At 61.0% G+C, this 19,164-nt stretch carries 18 protein-coding genes and 2 tRNA genes; 8 read left to right on the top strand and 12 right to left on the bottom strand.

Annotation, left to right across the window (positions count from 1 at the left end):
- Positions 1–149: 149 nt before the first annotated feature.
- The 6 genes from F561_RS0108685 to F561_RS28770 form a co-directional block, all read right to left on the bottom strand.
- Complete coding sequence (locus tag F561_RS0108685) at positions 150–1,289, bottom strand: AAA family ATPase (RefSeq protein WP_019009567.1); 1,140 nt, start codon at positions 1,287–1,289, stop codon at positions 150–152.
- Positions 1,290–1,541: 252 nt separating this feature from the next.
- Positions 1,542–2,024: a hypothetical protein gene (locus tag F561_RS0108680; protein ID WP_019009566.1), complete on the bottom strand. Its 483-nt coding sequence runs from the start codon at positions 2,022–2,024 to the stop codon at positions 1,542–1,544.
- 284 nt (positions 2,025–2,308) lie between these two features.
- On the bottom strand, positions 2,309–2,584 hold the full coding sequence (locus F561_RS0108675) for a hypothetical protein (RefSeq protein ID WP_019009565.1): 276 nt from the start codon (positions 2,582–2,584) through the stop codon (positions 2,309–2,311).
- Positions 2,585–2,817: 233 nt separating this feature from the next.
- A complete protein-coding gene (locus F561_RS0108670; protein WP_019009564.1) occupies positions 2,818–3,375 on the bottom strand; it encodes a PDDEXK-like family protein in 558 nt (185 codons plus the stop codon).
- An 850-nt stretch (positions 3,376–4,225) separates the two neighbouring features.
- Positions 4,226–4,732: a hypothetical protein gene (locus F561_RS0108660; RefSeq protein ID WP_019009563.1), complete on the bottom strand. Its 507-nt coding sequence runs from the start codon at positions 4,730–4,732 to the stop codon at positions 4,226–4,228.
- Positions 4,733–5,720: 988 nt separating this feature from the next.
- Positions 5,721–5,993 carry a hypothetical protein gene (locus tag F561_RS28770; RefSeq protein WP_157451680.1) on the bottom strand — a complete coding sequence of 91 codons (273 nt, stop codon included), beginning with the start codon at positions 5,991–5,993 and terminating at the stop codon, positions 5,721–5,723.
- A gap of 9 nt (positions 5,994–6,002) precedes the next feature.
- Between F561_RS28770 and F561_RS28765 the strand changes: the two genes are divergently transcribed.
- Complete coding sequence (locus F561_RS28765; RefSeq protein WP_157451679.1) at positions 6,003–7,076, top strand: hypothetical protein; 1,074 nt, start codon at positions 6,003–6,005, stop codon at positions 7,074–7,076.
- Positions 7,077–7,287: 211 nt separating this feature from the next.
- On the opposite strand, the gene F561_RS0108650 is transcribed toward F561_RS28765, so the two are convergent.
- The 6 genes from F561_RS0108650 to F561_RS0108625 all read right to left on the bottom strand — a co-directional run bounded on the left by F561_RS0108650 (position 7,288) and on the right by F561_RS0108625 (position 13,787).
- On the bottom strand, positions 7,288–8,097 hold the full coding sequence (locus F561_RS0108650; protein WP_019009561.1) for an aminoglycoside phosphotransferase/kinase family protein: 810 nt from the start codon (positions 8,095–8,097) through the stop codon (positions 7,288–7,290).
- Complete coding sequence (locus F561_RS0108645; protein WP_019009560.1) at positions 8,097–8,993, bottom strand: tyrosine-type recombinase/integrase; 897 nt, start codon at positions 8,991–8,993, stop codon at positions 8,097–8,099. Before F561_RS0108645 ends, F561_RS0108650 begins: the two co-directional genes overlap by 1 nt.
- 126 nt (positions 8,994–9,119) lie before the next feature.
- Positions 9,120–9,196: transfer RNA gene (locus F561_RS0108640), tRNA-Met, on the bottom strand.
- Between the two features lie 66 nt (positions 9,197–9,262).
- Positions 9,263–9,338 (bottom strand) — tRNA-Ala (locus F561_RS0108635).
- Between the two features lie 101 nt (positions 9,339–9,439).
- Entirely contained in the window at positions 9,440–10,138 is a 699-nt protein-coding gene (locus F561_RS0108630; protein ID WP_019009559.1) for a TrmB family transcriptional regulator, read from the bottom strand.
- A 76-nt stretch (positions 10,139–10,214) separates the two neighbouring features.
- A complete protein-coding gene (locus tag F561_RS0108625; protein WP_157451678.1) occupies positions 10,215–13,787 on the bottom strand; it encodes a beta strand repeat-containing protein in 3,573 nt (1,190 codons plus the stop codon).
- 375 nt (positions 13,788–14,162) lie between these two features.
- On the opposite strand from F561_RS0108625, the gene F561_RS0108620 reads away from it, so the two are divergent.
- From F561_RS0108620 to F561_RS0108590, 7 genes are read left to right on the top strand one after another with little or no spacing between them, the layout of a single operon-like run.
- Positions 14,163–14,858 carry an urease subunit gamma gene (locus tag F561_RS0108620; RefSeq protein WP_019009557.1) on the top strand — a complete coding sequence of 232 codons (696 nt, stop codon included), beginning with the start codon at positions 14,163–14,165 and terminating at the stop codon, positions 14,856–14,858.
- Positions 14,855–16,567, top strand: coding sequence for an urease subunit alpha (gene ureC / locus F561_RS0108615; protein ID WP_019009556.1), 1,713 nt, complete (start codon positions 14,855–14,857; stop codon positions 16,565–16,567). The genes F561_RS0108620 and ureC overlap by 4 nt, the downstream gene beginning before the upstream one ends.
- A 13-nt stretch (positions 16,568–16,580) precedes the next feature.
- Positions 16,581–17,018 (top strand): hypothetical protein, encoded by a 438-nt coding sequence (locus tag F561_RS0108610; RefSeq protein ID WP_019009555.1) that lies wholly within the window; start codon positions 16,581–16,583, stop codon positions 17,016–17,018.
- Between the two features lie 4 nt (positions 17,019–17,022).
- Positions 17,023–17,364 carry a hydrogenase maturation nickel metallochaperone HypA/HybF gene (locus tag F561_RS0108605; protein ID WP_019009554.1) on the top strand — a complete coding sequence of 114 codons (342 nt, stop codon included), beginning with the start codon at positions 17,023–17,025 and terminating at the stop codon, positions 17,362–17,364.
- A 25-nt stretch (positions 17,365–17,389) separates the two neighbouring features.
- A complete protein-coding gene (hypB, locus tag F561_RS0108600; protein WP_019009553.1) occupies positions 17,390–18,052 on the top strand; it encodes a hydrogenase nickel incorporation protein HypB in 663 nt (220 codons plus the stop codon).
- Positions 18,049–18,507 (top strand): urease accessory protein UreE, encoded by a 459-nt coding sequence (gene ureE, locus F561_RS0108595; protein ID WP_019009552.1) that lies wholly within the window; start codon positions 18,049–18,051, stop codon positions 18,505–18,507. Before hypB ends, ureE begins: the two co-directional genes overlap by 4 nt.
- A complete protein-coding gene (locus F561_RS0108590) occupies positions 18,504–19,157 on the top strand; it encodes an urease accessory protein UreF (protein WP_019009551.1) in 654 nt (217 codons plus the stop codon). Before ureE ends, F561_RS0108590 begins: the two co-directional genes overlap by 4 nt.
- The last annotated feature ends 7 nt before the right edge of the window (positions 19,158–19,164 follow it).

Genomic DNA, 19,164 nt, shown 5'->3' with positions numbered 1-19,164 from the left:
GTGGACAGGTTTATGGCGGCATTCTGGTGTATTCCTCCCATGGGCGCAAACGAATGTGTGGATGGGTGAAGTCGGGTTGGGGGTCAGGGACTGGACCAGATCCCCAGTCCCTGACATGACTGACAGCCTGACACGCTGTGGGTGAGGGGCTAAATCAGAACGTCGTACTGGAAGCGAACTTCGCTGTCACTGTTGTCTGTCATGTCAGCGGGTTCAGGCGTTAGAGCATCGATGTCGTCTTCAGATTCAGGAACCGGTAGGCCGTGTTCGCCCCCACCCAGCCGCACCAGATGGCCGTCCCGCACCAAGTCACTCAGATGATTGGTGACGGACGTTCTGCTTTTGCCAAGGTGGGCAGCGATTGTCGTGGCTTTGGTGAAGCCTGCTGATACGGTGTCCATGACCAGCTGCTTTTCAGGAGAGAAGCTCGGCCCTGAGGTATGGGTCGCTTCGTTCCACTGACAAGACGCCTTGTCGAAGGTCAACTGAATGGCGTTTTCTTCCACGTCTCGCCCAGTCATGGACAGCACTGCGTCCCGCTGCAAGCGGGTTCGGGTGAGCATCATGGTGAGATCCATATTTGAGGTCAGGCCTCGGCTCCCCATGATTTGATCGTAAGGATCATTGCCTGCAGAGCCTTCCCCCTGCGTCTTCTTGGTGTGATGAATCAGCACCACGGCCACCCCAAACTCTGCGGCAATTGCCTGAAGAGGCTGCAAAGTCTGCGTGATGCGGGCATATTCATCTTTTGTACCCGTGCCGCGGGAGTCGAACTTTCCCCAGACGTCGAACGCAATGACACGGGGACAATCTGCAACTTCCAGCCAGCCCCTCACCGCGGCCAAACCACCTTCATCTATAGGATCAATCTCCGTCCAGATCTCAAGCGGCGCAGTCTCCCAAGCCGTTCCAGGAGCGATGCGGTTGAGGCGTTCTTGTAAGCGCCTTGGTGAGTCTTCGAGAGCCAGATATAACACAGCCCCTTGCTGGGTCACTCGGTTCAGGAATGGACGGCCTAAGGCGACACTAATCACCAGATCCAGAGTGAGCCACGATTTGCCAATCTTGGGCGCACCCGCCACCATGCACAGGCCCACGGGGAGCAAGCCTTCCACAATGAACTGCTGAGGGGGAAACTCAGTCGCCATCAGGTCGGCAACTTTGAGTCGGGTTCGTCTTCTAATGGGCAATCCGGGCGCGGGAATCGGTTCAGGCAGGCCGCGCACGACATCATCGTGGCTTTTTAAAGAGGTGAGAGGGGGCTGGGCGGTCATGGTCAGATCAGTCATAGAAACTCCTAGAGGTGCGACAACACCAAGGCAAGCAGTTCCTCAGTGGGTTTCTGCTTGCTGAAACAGGAACAGCAGTCCCACCAGAGGGCTGGCAACACTGCTGCGAAAGAAGTTGGATACTGCCGAACGACAGGCTGCATCTGTTCACCTCAGGTCAGGAGAGGACTCAAGCTGAGAGGTGCAATGGAGGGTGAGGGTGCCCTGCTGGAAAGTCACCCTAAAGGTACAGACGCGTGATCGTGGTCCAACTTACGCTCTCAAGGAAACGCTGAACTCCATATATGTGCGGGCCTCGTCGACAGTAAACCGCTGATAAGGCATACCCCTTCCACCTGCAGACACGAGAACGTTGACCTCTTGAGACGCCGAGTTGAGGCACAGCAGGATGCAGCCGCATTCGTCTGGTGCCGGACGGTGGTTCAGGGAGAACGCGAAAGTGCCGCGAGGCTGCCGGAGGGTGCGCAGGAGAATACGGAAGCGGCCCTGCGGCAGGTGCAGAAACGCTGAATCATTGAGACTTTTCGGCAGAACCAGTTGCCATCCTGGCTGCATCACTGGCTGAAACACTTCTGCAATCAGCTCGCGTCTGCGCTGGGCCAGGCGTTTGGCTTTGTGCGCCTGGGTGAAACGCCTGAGGCTGAACGTGGTCAGGCGACGAGTCAGGGCGGAGAGCACGGAGCGTGCGGAACGGAGATTGGGCTGAGGGAATTGGGCAGTGGTGTGCTGAATCATGTGATCTCCAAAAAGCAGCGGCCTGAAGAGCTCTCTTCAGGCCGGGAAGGGGAAGGGACGAACAGAGCGTGCCAGCAGGCGTGGCCGCTGCCAGAGGGGATTGAATGAAAGGTTGCCCTCTCGAAACGTTGTGCGAGATGTTGGGGGGTGCCGCACGCGCATCTGAAGCTCTGAGAGCACCGAGCGCCCAGTGGAGAAGAATCGGCTTTCACCCCTGGGCGCAGCAGCACGGCCTGAAGTGCTTACGTCCCTCCGCCGCAGACTGGACTGTTTACGTCCAACGCTCAGGCCAGCAGGGAACGGCGGCCAGAGAGCAGCCGCTGAGCCAAAGCTGGGTCGTGCTCCAGTTGCGCCACTTCTGCCGCGAAGGCCAGTGACCAGCAGGCGGTGAGGGATGAACCGCTATCAAAAACATCGATGCCAAACTCCGCCTGACCTGCAGCGGTGTGCATGATGATCCAGATTCGCAGATCGGTCTGGATGCCAAGTGCGGCGTGAAGACTCTCGGCCTGGACAACGGTAGTGTGCTGACGCATTTCGAAGACGAGCTCTGGGTGCATGGCGTTCCTCCTTTAGGAATCGCCTGCACAAGCGCTCTGTCCAGTCCTGCGGCGTGGTTGAGGTGCCCTTGCGGCCATCCCCCCGGAGTGGGGGGGAGTCCTGACAACCTTGCTGATGTGGCCTGTTGCGGGGCAACCACGACAGAATTCGGCCAAGGATGTCAGGGATCGTCTGGTCTCCTGACTGCCTTCCGAGAGGAGAGAAGTCCCCCGGAGTAGGGGGCAAGCAGAACCTATGCCTGTAAGGCTGGACCTGAACCTTCAAGCAAACTCCAATCGTTCTTGATGGAGTCGCAGCTACCCCCCGCTCGAATGCGGATATCGCTCAGAAGGCCTGCACTGGGTAAGAAATAGAAGTCGGGGCTCTGCGTACCTGGATGCAGGGCGACCAGCGCAATGACGTCGCAATCAGCGGCGTAATCCTTGGGGTAGCTGTACTGCTTGTAGAAGCTCTTGCGCTTCGAGGGCAAGCGGAAGCGCCACGACCCATCCGCCAGGCGCATGGTGGCCTTGGCATCAACGCGTTGTCCGGCAATCACCAGATCATGCTTGTCGTTGTGTCCAGCACGCCAGGCGACCGGGAGCCCCCGTGCTGCGGCATGGTCGGCCATCAGCTGCTCGCCCAGTTCGCCCCGCAGCGCCGTGACACAGTTGGTCTTGAGGCCGAACTGGGTGCGGTAACGCTTGACGGTGGCAAGGCTCACGCCTGCATGCTGGGCAATGCCGGGATCGAGATGGCCGAGCTGATGTGCTTCCTGAATCCGTTGAACTTGTTCTTGTGAAATGGCCATCGGGCCTCCCCACGCGCACCGGCGGACGCCGGGTGGAAGAGGAATGTCTGAGGATGTCGCCAAAAATGTGCCCCAGGGGCAGCCCTGGGGTGATGTCGTGATGCTGGATGTTGTGCTGGATGTCTGAGGACTGCGCGTGCTGTCCTGTCCATGCCAGTAGAGCACAAGGCTTGGTTCCAAAATTCTAGAGGATGAAGTAAAAAGATTGCCCTCTAGGACAGCAAATCCTTTCGCAATTGCCTAACTTGTCGCTGAACCTCCTTACGTCAATGGGTCGATTGATCTGTTGGCCAATGTGATCCTCCCGAAAACGAACGAACTTTGCGTGTCGAAGTCCCAATACTGGTTGTTTCAGGCACGTGAGTGCCTCTTGCCTTGACTCAGTCCCCTCAGGCGCCCAGGACCACACCGCTTCCAGATTGTTGTGCACACGTTCTGGCAAGGCAGCCGTTGAGTTCTGCCTGTCAGCTACCTCTCCCCTGTCCGTTTCGGCGCGACAGCGTCGGTACATGGCAACCGATCTGTGTGAACACACTGGCAGGCAGGCTGACACCCCTGACACCTCCACCGCAGTCTGGGTGGCAACGGTCAATCTGTTGGTCGTCCCAAAGGCCTGTAACCTGGCACCCTCTCGAGCCCAATCTCACCTGCTAAAGCGCAAAAACGTCCACCGACTAATTCAAGTTGACCGCAACTTACCACGTATCAGGAGAAGTTGCTGCCTTCCCAGCGTGACTTTGCCTGACCAGAATGTGGTCGAAAGGCTGCTTCTACTTGCAGCGAAAATTTCTGCGTTCTTTTGCAGAAATTTTGCCGAGCGAATGCGAAGGCACCACACCCTAGTGGAGCGTCAACTTAGGTCTGTCAGTTGTTCAAGTTGGATACTGTCATCCCGTAGGAGCTCCACGGCTGCCGCCCGAACCCCCCAAGAGTCGTTGATGATTCGATCAGGGTCAGGCGGTGCAGGTACACTTCCCATCGCCTCTGCCCATCCCTCCTCATAACGCTCCGCATGTGCTCGAAGGTGCGGCCCTATAAAGTCGTATGCCCGGCTAAACCACCACCCATCGAGTGATTCAGCCATTTCGATCCAGACCAAGTCGCAAAGGGCATGATCGCCTGTTTCAAGTAGGCTCTCTGCAAACTTGAATCCCAGCAACAGGGTTTCGTCACGGATTGGACTGCTTGGCAAGGCCAAGAGAGTTTCTAAAAAGGGGCAGAACACCTCTGAAAACAGAGCGTAATGCTGTGGGAGAGAATCCTGAAAGTAGATCGTGAATCGTTCGTGGGCATCTCGTAGCACAGGGAATGCCTGAACCAAATGTTGATCGACGTTCTGGTACATGATATCGCGCATCAGTCTGTTTTACGCTGCAAGGCTTCAAAGCACCACAAGTTTGCTCTGTTAGATCTCCCAGAATGACAGACCAAAGTTGACGCTCCACTAGGTTGTCCCTGCCAACATCAGGCCCAGCGTGTTTCGCCCTTCGCTGCGCTCCGGCCGACTTGGCCTGCCGGCCAAGCGTCTGCAAGTAAGGAAGCTTTGAAACTAGCTGTGCTCTCCACAGGAAACCGCAAGGGTCATAGTGCAAACTGCAGTTAAGGATCTGGCACAACTAATCGTCGGTGCTAAAGCAGTTGGACCGAACCCGATATGCTCCGCGGCTGTGAAAGCCCCTGTCTTTGAGCTCAGCTCACTCTCCACGGTCGTCCAACACGCACTCAGCAGCGATCCCGGAGTGCATGTCATTGTTGCGCCGCCGGGAGGCGGAAAAAGCACGTTGACTCGGCGACTGATCGTCCAACAGATCGCCGCTGGCACCCTGAAGCGAGTGCTGTGGGCCACACGGGACACGCGCGAACCGACCTCTCTCGGCCAAGAAGCGTGCGACGACTTTATGGCCCTCGACAGCGGGCTTGATGTCAAGATCGTCTATGGTCAGGAGCACTTGACCAGGTTGGGCCGCCGAGCAGAATATCGCCAACAATTCACCTGGCCACACCAGCCTGGAGTAAGGATCATCAGCCACGCCCACCTGCACCGCGTCCTAGGCACGGAAGGACTTCAGACTGGGCTGGCTGCTGCCGACCTGCTGGTGATCGACGAAGATCCCACTGGAACGCTCCTCGTGAACAGCGGCCCAAAAGGTCTGCCACAGTTCACTGGGGGTGTGATGTGCGCTCAGTCTGATCCAACAGCACAGGCACTAGGCCAGATGATGCTTGACGCTCAGTCTGGCTCATGGAAGGAGTACGAGCCCTTCCAGCCTGATCTGCGCCGTCGAGCCTGCGAGTATGGGCTTTACGGAAAGCGGTTTTGGGAGACATTGACTGACCGGCTTGACTCAGCACATGACCCAGTGGGGTTTGAGCGCGCCTTGCTCCAGATCGCCCACTCCGCTCCAGATGTGGCACGCCTCCTGGCTCAAGCTTTTGAAGCCGATCTCGCTTCGTTCCGTTCGGGACAAGCGAGTCAACGCTTGGGGATTCATGGTGACCTCCTTGCGGGCTTCGACCTGCGGTACAACTTGCGCCGATCGATCGTCCTCCCCTGCCCAGCCTTGGTCTTGGACGCCTATGCGCATCCTCTTCAGTACCAAGCCTTGTTCGCCGAGCACCCTGTCAAGGTGCATTCATTTGATTTGGGCGCACCACTTGAGGTGGAACACGCTCTGGCGCTGAAGCTGGACGCCTATGACGAGGGCAAAACGCGCCGCAGTTCAGCACGTCTACAGATCGCCGAAGAGCTGGTTCAACTCAAACAACAGAATCCTCGACGCGGACAGTTGCTGATTACCCCCAAAGGGCTGACTCACCCCAGCAGTCAATGGAAGACCCTGTTGGAAAGCACGTATCAGCAAGCAGGCTTCACCTTGACTGTGGACGCTCAGACAGGCTACTGGTTCGCAGGACGAGGACAAAATCAGCACGCAGGGAGCGACGTGATCGCGCTCAAGGCGCCGTATCTGCCAAGAACACACCGGGAATATCAGCTTGCGGCGCTCTTCCCTTCCGACGCAGCGGCCCGAACAGAACTGCATCAGCATCTAGAAGCCACCGAGTACCTGCAACTACTGCACCGGGGACGGCAGCACCGGACGTACCTCACAGGCACCCCCCGCGTCATCGTGGCGGATGCGCAGCGGCTGAACAGCCCGAGCCTAGCCAGGTGGGTTCAAGTCAGGCCCTATCAAACCAGCCTGCATTTCGTTCGGGGAAGCCAATCACCCCGGTGGCGAGACGCCACGCAGGCGATTGCTCAAGATCTCCTGGATGTCCTCGGTGGGGTGCCGCGCCACGCACTGATCGGCGCTGGGCTTGTTCAGGCTCATCACAGCAGTACGAACACCCCACACCTGATCCAGGGGCTCAAGCGTCTGGCAGCACCGTTGCCCCCAAGCGCCGCCCTTCATCAGGCGGTTCTCAAACGGGAGCAGTGGGCTTACCGCGATCTGGAGACGGCCAAAGACACCCACGCCAAAGCCGAGAGAGAAGTGATGAAGCGGCTGGGACTTCAGGAGTTCAAAATGCCTGGAAGAGGCCAGCCGATCGTGTACGCGACTGACCTGCCTGCCGCACAGCGGGCGTATGTCCAGTTCAAGGCACAGGTGGCAGGGTCGGCAGTATCTCCTACAAAGGGCGAGACTGACCCGCAGACAGTGGGTGGGGCGTTGGCCAGCACGGCAGAGTACACACAGTAAAAGCGCTGATTGGACATAAGGAACATCCTCCTGAAGGACGCAAGGGGCGACAGCAACACACCCCGGAGAAGTTCTCCGGGGTGCAGGGGTTAAAAGTGGGCTGTAAAGAGACGACTGAGACCAGCCTCAGGACTGGTCTGTCATCGCCAGTGTAACGAGGTTGTCAAGCCCCCCAAAATAGAGCCGCACCCAACAGCCCAAAGCCGCGGCTTTAATGACCCATGCTCAGCCCCAAACGCTGAAGCAGGTCGGCAAAAACCTCTGCACAAGCAGCAGTTTGACCCTCCTGCGCGGCCCCCTGAACCAGACTCAGCAACTTGGCCCGCAGGAAGAGGCCAGTGCCGGAGGGCCCGTAGCCTTCCAAGACCGTCTCTAAAGCCGACTCCGGCAAACGCAGAAAATCGTGCCCTGCCGAGCGACCTTGGGCGACGCTCCAATCGGTGAGGCCCAGGATCAGCTCGCGCTGGGAGTCGGTCACTACCCAGCCGGGATCTGCGAAGCCGTGGGTCAATACGAGGGGCGCTGGGGGCAGCAGGGTCCACCACCGCTGTAGCCAAGCTCGGTCGGTGGGTGTGAGCCTGTTTGCCTCATTTAGAGTGCGCAGCGCCTCCTGCCAGACCGTTTCGTCCGACGCCGCCTGTTGAAAGGGCGGTACCGGCCCCCGGTCATGCAGCGCCCGCAAGTAAGCCCCCAACGCCTGCCAACCACGCTCAGTCAGTCCAGCCGCTTCGACATCAAGCCGCGCACCTGGCAGCAAAAGGTGCTGCACACTTACAACCTGTTGGGGGTCGGTGGTGTCCAGGGCCAGCAGGTGCGGCGCCGGAATGCCGTGGTGTTCGAGGGTAACCAACATCCGGGCATCCCGCACGATGTGGTCGGCCGATAAGGCATCGGTGAGTGACCAGCGCAAGACCCGGTCACCGCTACGCACTCGCCATTCACCGCCTTTCTCGATGTGCTCAACATGCTGAGGTGGGCCGAATCGGTACCGATCCAAGGCCGCCGTCAACGCGTCCGGCATCACAGGCGGTCTCCCGGTGAAAACCGCAGGTGGGCGGCTTTGAGATCCTCGTCGAGGAAGTTCACGTAGCGGCGCGTCATCTCGAGGCTGCTGTGCCCGAGGATCTGCTGGAGGGTGAACACGTCTCCCCCATTGCGCAGGAACTCCACTGCAAAGCCGCGCCGGAAGGTGTGGGGCGTGGTTTGGGCGCGCTCGAAGCCACTGACCAGCGACAGCCGCTTGAGCAGGAGAGAAACACAGCTGCGGGTCATGGGCAGACCCCGGCGGCTCACGAACAATTCGGCCACCCCAGCGTGCTGGAGGGAACGCTCCCTCACCACATACGCGTTGATGGCCGTCAGCGCGCGGGTGCCGATGGGCACGGCGCGTTCCTTGTCTCCCTTGCCGATCACGCGCAGCACGCCCCGGTCGACCTTCACGTCGTCCCGCCGCAGAGTGATCAACTCTTCGAGGCGGATGCCGGTATCGAAGAAGGTGAGCAGCATGGCCGTATCCCGCAATGGCTGAGCAGTGCTTTTGGCCGCTTTGAGCAGCTTGGCCACACACTCGTTGGTCATGCTCGGCAAGCGCCGTCCCGGTAAGGTGGGCCGCTCCAGCCGCACCGAAGGGTCAGTCAGCAGCAGCTCCTCGCGCTTGGCCCAGCCAAAGAGCGACTTCAGAGAACGGACATGCGCGTGAATTCCACCCGCGGCCAGGCCGCGCTCTTCCAACCAGACCACAAAGGCCCGCAGATGCCGCACGGTGACGTCTGCCGGAAGAGCCGGAAAGTCCTGGGCGTCAGCCCTATACCGCCCCAGGACCCTCTGCGTCGTGCCGTAGAAGTGCAGGGTCGTCTTGGCGCGCCGACGAATCCGCAGGTGGTAGTAAAACTGCTCCCAGAGTTGTTCCCAAGTCATCAGTGACCGCCTCTGACGGGACTCAGGCTGGCGGAGTCTGGAACAAACGATCACTGCTCGTTAGACCGAGTTCATGTACTCAGTACAAACACAAAAAACCCCGTCTATGACGAGGTTTTAAGGTCTTGGTGGCGATGCGCGGACTTGAACCGCGGACCTAACGATTATGAGTCGTTCGCTCTAACCAGCTGAGCTACATCGCCTTGAGGTGGTTTGACCCACCGCCTGCACAGTGATAAAAGTTGCCCCGCTGTTGGGCGGGGCGTTGTTGGTGGAGCTGAGCGGGATCGAACCGCTGACCTTCTGAATGCCATTCAGACGCGCTCCCAGCTGCGCCACAGCCCCTCACCGTTTTCTCTTGCTTGCCTCTTGTGTCGCTCTCAAGGCTCAGCTAGGTTAACAGCGACCTCCGGACTTGTCAACTCCCACCCCGAAATCCAACCTACTTATGGGGTGGGCGGGCTAGTAGGTGTATGTCCAGAGGGGGTGTGCTGGGCCGCCAGACGCACATAACCCTCGATCAGGTGAATGATGACTGGGTTGTGCGTGTGAACCCCATGCGCCTCCCCTACGCCGCCCTCCTCTATGAAATGAGCGATCAGGGCAGCTTCTCCGTCACGGGCCAGCAAGAAGGCCTGTTGGCCGGCTGCGGCAATGCTGGGAAGAGCTGTCAGCACAGTGCGGTGCAGTTCCACACCGCGTGGTGTCAGGCGTTCCAGGCGGTCGGCCAGCGCCGCGTCTCCGGCCATATACACGCTGCGGCGGGCGTTCAGGGTCAGGTCTTCGCACAGACTGCGAATGGCGGCCTCGCCATACAGGTGATACACGGCTTCGGGGGCTGGGTCGGGCGCGAGGCGAGACAGGTCTCGATCGAGGGCACCCAGACGGTCATCGAAGGCACGGCGCGAGCGGGCCAAGTACTCGCGGGCACTGAGGGGCGCATATTCCAGCGGATTCTGACCTACTTTGGCTGCCAGGCCACGCCCCTCCAGGCGTTCCAGTGTCTCGTAGATCTTGGGGCGAGGAATGCCCGCCTGCCGCGCTACACGGGCAGGCACAGCCCGTCCTAGTGCCAGCAGGGCGGTATACGCGCGGGCCTCGTATTCGGTCAGGCCCAACGCTTGGAGGTGGATCACGGCGCTCATCTGGCCGTCAGCATAAAGGATGGCAGCGGGTCATATCCCAGATGGGCCGAAAAAGCATGGCAGAACAGGCCCGCCATCACCGGATACTGGCCCTGAAACACGTCTGCCCGCTTTCACCGATTGTCAGGGGCGTGGTCAGGGTGGTGGTCAGCAGGCCCTGACCGAACGCGCCTCCGCCTGTGCTTAGGCTGCCGCCGTCAAGCGCAGGAGTGACCTCTGTACTGGTCAGCAGCGACGTTGTGCCGCCAGTGACCGCCGGGCTGCCTGCCGTACCCGTACCGCCGCGCAGGAGCGAGACGCCGAACTCGGGAAGGCCGTATGCATCGGTCAGAGCCGTGACATTCACGGGCACATCGTCTGTAATCACAAACCCGCCCAGCGCCACACCCCCCAGATTGCGGAAAGTCAGGCAGTATTCCAGTTTTTCAGCTGGATTGCCCTGCGTGGAGATGCCGAAGCGGGCCGTACCACCGTTATCGCGTGTATCGGCAGTGATATTCCTGACACGTTTGATCAGCTCGGCCAGCATCAGACCGGTGGAGGCCGTCGCGGTGTTGTTGGCGGTCACAGTGTCGCTGGGACTTCCGACGGTGGCTGAATTGGTGACGCTGGTGATCCCTGCCGTGGGTGGCAGGCTGGCCGGGTCACCCCTCACGACGCTGGCGCTGGGCATTCTGAGGACCAGCGTCACGGTCTGGGCGGCCGCAGCGGCAGTCATGTTACTCAGCGTCCAGGTGACGGTTTTGGGCGAGGTGCTGCCGTTGTAGACGCCGCTGAAGCCGCTGGCCTGATCTGCTGCGCTGAAGCTGGTGCCTGCGGGCAGTGAATCGGTGAGGGTGATACTGGTGGCAGTGGACGGCCCCGCGTTGCTGACGGTCAGGGTATACGTAACCAGATTGCCCGGCTGGGCCGCCGCTGCCCCGGTTTTGGTGATGCTCAGATCGGCCAGAATGGTATCGGTATCAGTGGCAGTACTGGTGGCCCCCGTAACTCCGGCAGCATTGGCAACGGCGGCAGGGGCCTTGATCGAGGCGGTGTTGCTGACGCTGCCAGAAGTCGCCGTGACCGTTCCTGTGACCTGAAAGGTGATGCTGCTGTTGGTGGGCAGATTCAGCAGGGTATTGGTGTAACCGCCGCTGGTAGGCAGGCCAGTTGGACAGTTGGCGGTACCGGTAGTGGCGGTACACGTCCAGTTGCTGAGCGTGACGCCGCTGGGGGTGGTGTCGGCAAAGTTGCCGGTGGTGGTGCTTGGCCCGGCATTCGCCACTACGATGGTGTATGTCACGGTCTGCCCAGTGCTGACATTGCTGAGGCCGTCAGTCTTGGTAATGCTCAGGTCGGCAACCTTGCTGAGCGTGGTAGCAACGGTGCTGCTGTTGTTGGTGGTTGCTGAATCGGTGATGCCGCTGGGGGCGGTAATCGTGGCGGTGTTGTTGAGCGGGGCGGTGGCCCCGGCAGGAATGGTACCCGTAATCAACACCTGTACGCTGCCGCCCGATGGAAAGGCCGTCACACTGCCTGTGACATTGCCGCTACCAGCGACGGTGGTACTGCATCCACTGACGCCCGCTGAAGGACTCTGGCAGACCGCCGTCACACCAGTCAGGTTGGCGGTGTTGGGGTCGGAAAAGGTGGCATTGTTGGCCGGGGCAGGACCAGCGTTGCTGAGGGTCAGGGTATAGCTGATGGTTGTTCCAGACACTGCCGTACTCGGCCCGGTCTTGGTGATGCTCAGGTCGGCAGTGATCACGGCAGTCACGGTCAGGTTGGCGGTGTTGGAGGCCTGACCCGTCGTGGGTGTCTCGGTACTCTTCACGCCGCCGGTGGTATTGGGCAGCGTGCCGCTGGTTGTCGGCTTGATCACCACCGTGAGTGTGCAGCTGCTGTTCCCCGCCAACGTTGCCACCGTCAGGTTGAGCGACGTGGCTCCCACACTCAGGGCAGCCGGACTGACGATGCCGCTGTTGGCGCAGGTACCACCGATGACGGTGCTGTTCACGCTCATGTTGGTCAGGGTGTCACTGAAGGCAAGGTTGGTCAGGGGCGTGGCGTTGCTGTTGGTCAGGGTAAACGTGATGGTGCTGTTTTCTGTCGACAGGATCGAGGCGGGCGAGAACGATTTGGTGATGGTCGGCTTGCTCAGCACGGTGGTATTGATCGAGGCGCAGATACCCGCCGTGGTGCAGGTGGGGCCAGGAGTCGGCGGCGTGACGCCCGTACCGGAAGCGATAGAGGCGTAATTGGTGACGGTGGAGGCTGCCGACGCGCCCACGGTGACGCCGAAGGTAAAGGTAGATGTGCTGTTGGCAGCAAGAGCGGTGTTGCTGCTACATGTCAGGACGTTGCTGGCGGCGTTACAGCTCCAGTTGGCGGCGTTGGTCCCGCTGAGCGCCACGGCACCGTTTGTCACGGTGATGCCACTGGGCAACACGTCTGTGATGGTGATGGGAAAAGCGATAGAGCTTCCGCCAGTGCCGTTGTTGTTGCTGGCGGTCAGGGTATAGGTGGCCCCGCTCTGGCCCGCCGTCCACGGCCCGTTGCTGGCCTTGCTCAGGCTCAGGACACCCAACATGCTGTTGGTCAGCGTGCACTGGATCTGGGCCTGCGGAATGATGTACGTAGACGCGATGGTCACGGTTTTGCCGCTGAGGGTGCTGGGAATGGTGGGGGGATTGCCGCTGACCGCCGCATTGGCATCGGTGCAGGTCGCGCCGGTCAGTCCGAAGGTGCTGGGGCCAGTTTCGGTGACGCTGGTAGCGACGTACTGGTTGGTCAGCGAAAAGGTGGTGCCAGTGACGGGCGTGCTGACGGCGGTGGTGGTGATGGTCTCGCCGCTGTAGCCGTTGGTGCCGGTAAATGTGAAGCTGCCCGTGCCCCCCACGCTCTGCTTCTTGATAGTCAGGGTGGGGTTGGTGCAACTGTTCCAGTTGGCAGCGACACCGGGCAAGAGGTACTGGGTGGCTGGAATAATCGCCTGATCCGAGAAGTTGCTCTGGGTGCCGTAGCGCAGGCGCAGATGGTTCACGCCGCCCTGATTGTTCCAGTACACCCGCATCAGGTAGCACGCAGAGGCACTGACCACAAAGGGCGCGGTATTAAGCGTTTCGTAGGTGGAGTCGTTAAGGGTAAAGGAAGAGACGCCGCCCAGCACGGTACCGTAGGTGGCGGTGCGGGGATCGCTGGCAGTCAGTTGTCCCGACAGATCGACCTGAACGCTGTCGTCGTGGGCCAGCGTGAAGTAGTACGTGCCTGACACCGGAAATTTGAGCAGGGCGTACATCACCCGGCCCGTCCAGCCCTTGCCGTTGGCACAGGTCGCTGCCGCAGAGGTGCCGTTACATAGCCCTTTCGGTGTGCCTCCGGGGGACGTATCGGTAAAATTCAGAGTCGAAATGGTCTCGGTGGCGTTTCGGTTGCTGGCAGTGGCGGCAAACACTTTCAGGCGGGGCAGGCCGGACGCTGCCGTTGCCGAGGTGTCGGGAAAGTTCAGGTAGCTGGGGCCGCTCGCCACATACCCGGCAGGCAGCCCGGACTGTCCCTGAAAGTTGTCGGACATGATGCCGTATTGCAGCGCCTGCGCCTGCGCCGCGCCCTGCAAAACTCCAATCAAAAACCCCAGCCCGATCACCCACCTGATCAATCTCTGCACGTAGCCTCCCAGTTACGGGTGGCCTCCCAGTAGATGGCCCCCTTTTCATTTATTTTAGTGTGGGCTACTAAACTTTTTCTGACTGCTGACGGTTCTCCGGTTTGGCAGCTGAACCGTGGGACAACAGAGTAGGTTTCTCCAGGGTGAAACTGGAACTGCCGAGCTTGATGACGCCCTGCGGCAACTTGTGACAAACTGCATCTCATACGTACTCGCCGTATCGGCCTGTCGTGGCAGTGCTCCTGTGTCCTTCCTGTTTCGTTGCTGCTCCTCTCCCGCCTGCCCGGGCCTTACCCACCCTGTTGGGGGGATCCGTTTTTTCCAGTCATGGGCAGAACCGCTGGTACCACCTCACCTTCAGGGGGCAACCCACCTATGCAACTGACCGAGCGAGAACGTGACAAGCTGCTGATTTTCACCGCCGCCGAGGTTGCACGCAGGCGCAGGGCGCGGGGCCTGAAGCTCAATTACCCGGAAGCGGTGGCCCTGATTACCGCCGAGGTGCTGGAAGGCATCCGGGACGGGCGCAGCGTGGAAGACCTGATGAGCTACGGGGCCACCATCCTGAGCGCCGATGACGTACTGGACGGCATTCCCGAGATGATCCACGATATTCAGGTGGAAGGCACCTTCCCCGACGGCACCAAACTCGTGACCATTCACGACCCGATACGCGGCGGCGCAAGCCGGGTGGTAGCGGGGGAATACCTGCTGGAGAGCGGCGACATCGACCTGAATGCGGGCAAACCCGTCACGGCGCTGACCGTTGCCAACACCGCAGACCGCCCCATTCAGGTGGGCAGCCATTTTCATTTTTTTGAGGTCAACGCGGCTCTGAAATTTGACCGGGCCGCCGCTTACGGCCAGCGTCTGAACATTCCCGCCGGAACCGCCGTGCGCTTTGAACCCGGCGAGGAACGAGAAGTGGAGCTTGTGCCTCTGGGCGGCACCCGCACCGTGTACGGCATGAACGCACTGGTCAGCGGCGAGTTGGATACCCAGCGGGAACAGGCGCTGGAGCGGGCCAGACAGGGCGGATTCAAGGGGACAGAATCGGGAGAAACGGAATGAAGATTTCCCGCAAACAGTACGCCGACCTGTACGGCCCCACCACCGGAGACCGCATTCGGCTGGCCGATACGCAGTTGCTGATTCAGATCGAGCGCGATTTCACCACCTACGGCGAGGAAGTCAAATTCGGCGGCGGCAAGGTGATCCGCGACGGCCTGGGCCAGAGCAGCACCGCCACCCGATCAGATGACGATGTGCCCGATCTGGTGATCACCAACGCCATCATCCTCGATCACTGGGGCATCGTGAAGGCCGATGTGGGCGTGAAAAACGGGCGCATCACGGCGATTGGCAAGGCGGGCAACCCCGGCACTCAGGACGGCGTGAGTCGGGGGTTGACCATCGGGGCCAGCACCGAGATCATCGCGGGCGAGGGCCACATTCTGACGGCGGGCGGCGTGGATACCCACATCCATTTCATCGCGCCGCAGCAGGCATGGACGGCGCTGGAATCGGGCGTGACGACCATGATCGGCGGCGGCACTGGCCCTACTGCGGGCACCTCCGCCACCACCTGCACTCCCGGCGAGTGGCACATTCACCGCATGCTGGAAGCGCTGGACGGGCTGCCGCTGAATTTCGGACTGCTGGGCAAGGGCAACGCCAGCACTCAGGAACCGCTGGCCGAGCAGGTGCGGGCCGGGGCGCTGGGCCTGAAACTGCACGAAGACTGGGGCACCACGCCCGCTGCCATTGACGCGGCGCTGAGCGTGGCCGAGCGATACGACGTGCAGGTCGCCATTCATACCGATACGCTGAATGAATCGGGCTTCGTGGAAGACAGCATCCGGGCCTTTGGCGGGCGCACCATCCACACCTTTCATACCGAGGGCGCGGGCGGCGGGCATGCTCCCGACATCATCCGGGTGGCGGGGCTGCCCAACGTGTTGCCCTCCAGCACCAACCCGACCATGCCGTTTACGGTGAATACCATCCACGAGCACCTCGATATGCTGATGGTCTGCCACCACCTCAGCCCGCGTATTCCCGAGGACGTGAGCTTTGCCGAAAGCCGGATTCGCCCCGAAACGATTGCCGCCGAAGACGTGCTGCACGATCTGGGCGTGTTCTCGATGATGAGCAGCGATTCGCAGGCGATGGGGCGTATCGGAGAAGTGATTACCCGGACGTGGCAGACCGCCCACAAGATGAAGGTGCAGCGCGGCGCACTGGCAGGCGAACTGGACAGCCGGGCCGACAACCTGCGGGCGCGGCGGTTTATCGCCAAGTACACCATCAATCCGGCGATTGCCCACGGAATCGCGCACGAAGTCGGCAGCATCGAGGTGGGCAAACTGGCTGATCTGGTGCTGTGGAAACCAGCCTTCTTCGGAGTCAAACCGCAGATGGTGGTCAAAGGCGGGCTGGTGGTGGCCGCGCAGATGGGCGATCCGGGGGCCAGCATTCCCACGCCGCAGCCGGTGTACACCCGCCCGATGTTCGCGGCCTTCGGGGGGGCCACGGCCAGTACCTGCCTGCATTTCGTGTCGGGCATTTCGCTGGAACTGGGCTACCTGCCCAGCGTTGGCCGCCGCTACAGCGCTGTTGCCAACACCCGCAGCATCGGCAAGAAAGACATGGTGCTGAATGCCGGAACGCCCGATATTCAGGTGAACGCCGAGACGTATGAAGTGCGGGTAGACGGCGAACTGATCACCTGCGAACCCGCCGAAACACTGCCGATGGCGCAGAAGTATTTCTTGTTCTGAGGTACAAAACCAAATGTCCATCTTTACCGAGCAAGAACTCAATCTATTGACCCAGAGTTGTTACAAGAATCCTCGCCTTGCCGAATGGCTTGAACGTAGCCTTATTGAAGGGCCGGGAGACTACGACTGGATGCTCACCGCCGAAGGTTTCTATCCAGACGACGAAATTCCTTTGTTTGAAAACATTCTGGCGGAGATAGAACATCAGGGAACGATCTATCCGGCAACTTTTGTGGCTGTGCCCATTCTCTGTCAATTGCCGGAGCGTTTTCCTCAGCAAGACCACTCGGTTTTATTGGAAACACTTGCCAGACTTGAAGAAGCAAGGAGAGTCCAAAATGATGACGGGGCGGCTGTTCCTGAAACCATCCTCGATAAGTATGTCAAGGCTTTGGCTCATCTCAACGAAAGCTTGACCACTCCCACTCTCCTCTCAGGCCCACTGAATTAGCCCTATGCACGAAGCCTCCATCGCCCTTTCGCTGATTGGCGTTGCCACCGAAACCCTGCACGAGCACGGCGGCGAACGTGTTACCGCGCTGACCGTGCGGATCGGGCAGTGGTCGGCGGTGGTGCCCGAAGCGTTGCAGGCCGCCTTTCCCGCCGCCGCACAGGGCACGCCGCTTCAGGGCGCACGCCTGAGCATCGTGCCCGTGCCGGGGGTGGGAGCCTGCCCCACACATGGCCCCGTCGAACTCCAGCTTGCCCTTGGGCTGCGCTGCCCGGTCTGCGATCTGCCCACGCCCACGCTGCTTCAGGGCGATGAACTGGAACTGGACGAACTGGAGCTGGAATAAATTGGAGTTGAACGAAAGGAGAACAATGACCACTGCCCCCCGAATCGTGACCGTGCGCCAGAACATCCTGAAAGACAATGACCGCGTAGCTGCCGACAATCGCCGCACCTTTCAGGACGCGGGCGTGCGGGCCATCAATCTGGTGTCCAGCCCCGGCGCGGGCAAAACGGCGCTGCTGGAACGCACGCTGCAAGACCTTCAGGGCCAGATCGGAATGGCGGTGGCCGTGGGCGACCTCGCCACCGAGAACGACGCGGCGCGGCTGCGGCAGTGGGGCGCACAGGCCGAACAGATCGTGACCGGAACCATCTGCCACCTCGATGCGAGCATGGTACAGGCCGTCCTGCCGCGCTTTGAATTGGCGGCGCTGGACGTGCTGTTTCTGGAAAACGTGGGCAATCTGGTCTGCCCCGCCAGCTACGATCTGGGCGAGGCGGCCCGCGCCGTGCTGATTTCCACCACCGAGGGCGAGGACAAGCCGCTGAAATACCCGACCATGTTCAATACCGCCGACGTGGTGGTAATCACCAAGATGGATATCGCGGAGGCGGTGGAATTCGATTCGGCGCTGTGCCGCGAGAATATTGACCGCGCCCGGCCCGGCGTTCAGGTCATCGAACTGAGCAGCAAGAAGGGCAGCGGGCTGGACGCGTGGTACAGCTTTGTTCGTGGGCTGCCGCTGCCATGACCCGCAAGCTCTCGGGCCTCGGCCTGCGCCTGAACGGGCAACAGGCAGAAACGCCGATTCCTTCTGGGACAGCAGTGATCGAGGTGCCGATGACCGCGCTGGATCGCCGCCGGGTGCGCCGCCGCCTGACTGCGCCCGATGGAACGGAACTGCTGCTGGCGTTTCCCACGGGCACGTATCTGGCCCCCGGCAGCGTGCTGGACAGCGTAAATGGCATGACCTACGTGGTGGCCGCCGCGCCGGAAGACGTGGCCGCCGTGGTTCCGCGCAGCATGGGGGAAGCGGCGCAGGTGGCGCACGCCATCGGAAATCTGCACCGCGACTTCGTGGAAGATCAGAATACGTTTCTGGTGCTGTGGGACGCGCCGATAGAACTCCTGTTGACCCGGCTGGGCGTGCCGTTCACCCGTGAGCATAGGCCGTTTCTGGGGCGGCCCGCGTGGGAACACGAATGAGCCTGCCCGCCCTGCTGAGGCTGCTGCAACTCTCCGATTCGGCCTTTCCAACGGGGGCTTACGCCTTCAGCGACGGGCTGGAAACGCTGACGGCCAGCGGTACGGTTCGCAGCGCCGACCAACTGGCCGACTTTTTGTGTGGGCAACTGGCCCACGGCTGGGGCCAGCAAGACGCGCCCGCTTGCGCCTTGGCCTGGGCCGCCAGCCCCTCCGAATTGGCCGAGCTGGACGCCCTGCTGACCGACCTGAAGCTGGTGCGGGGGCCGCGTGAGGCCAGTCTGCGGGTCGGGGCCAATCTGCGCCGTGCCGCGCTGCACCTCTGGCCGCAGGACTTGGCCGACCTGCCCGCCACGCGCCACCACGCCACCAGTTTTGGGGCGGTGGCCGCCGCCCTGGGCGCGTCTCAGGCCGATGCCGTGACTGCCTATGTCAGTGCGTATCTGCTGGGCCGCGTCACCTCTGCCACGCGCCTGATGCGGTTGGGCGGGCTGGAAGCTCAGCGGGCGGCACGTTTGGCCGAACACGCCGCACAGACCTGCATTCAGGCCGCGCTACACGCCACCGCCGATGATCTGGGCGGATTTTCGCCGCTGCTGGATATTGCCGCACAGGAGCAGGCGGGATTGGAAACCCGGCTGTTTCAGACCTGAGACGGAT

It is taken from the genome of Deinococcus aquatilis DSM 23025, assembly GCF_000378445.1.
In the GTDB taxonomy this organism is placed as follows: Bacteria; Deinococcota; Deinococci; order Deinococcales; family Deinococcaceae; genus Deinococcus; species Deinococcus aquatilis.
The sequence above is the reverse complement of the archived record's forward strand: the minus strand, read 5'-3'. Positions and strand labels throughout refer to the sequence as shown.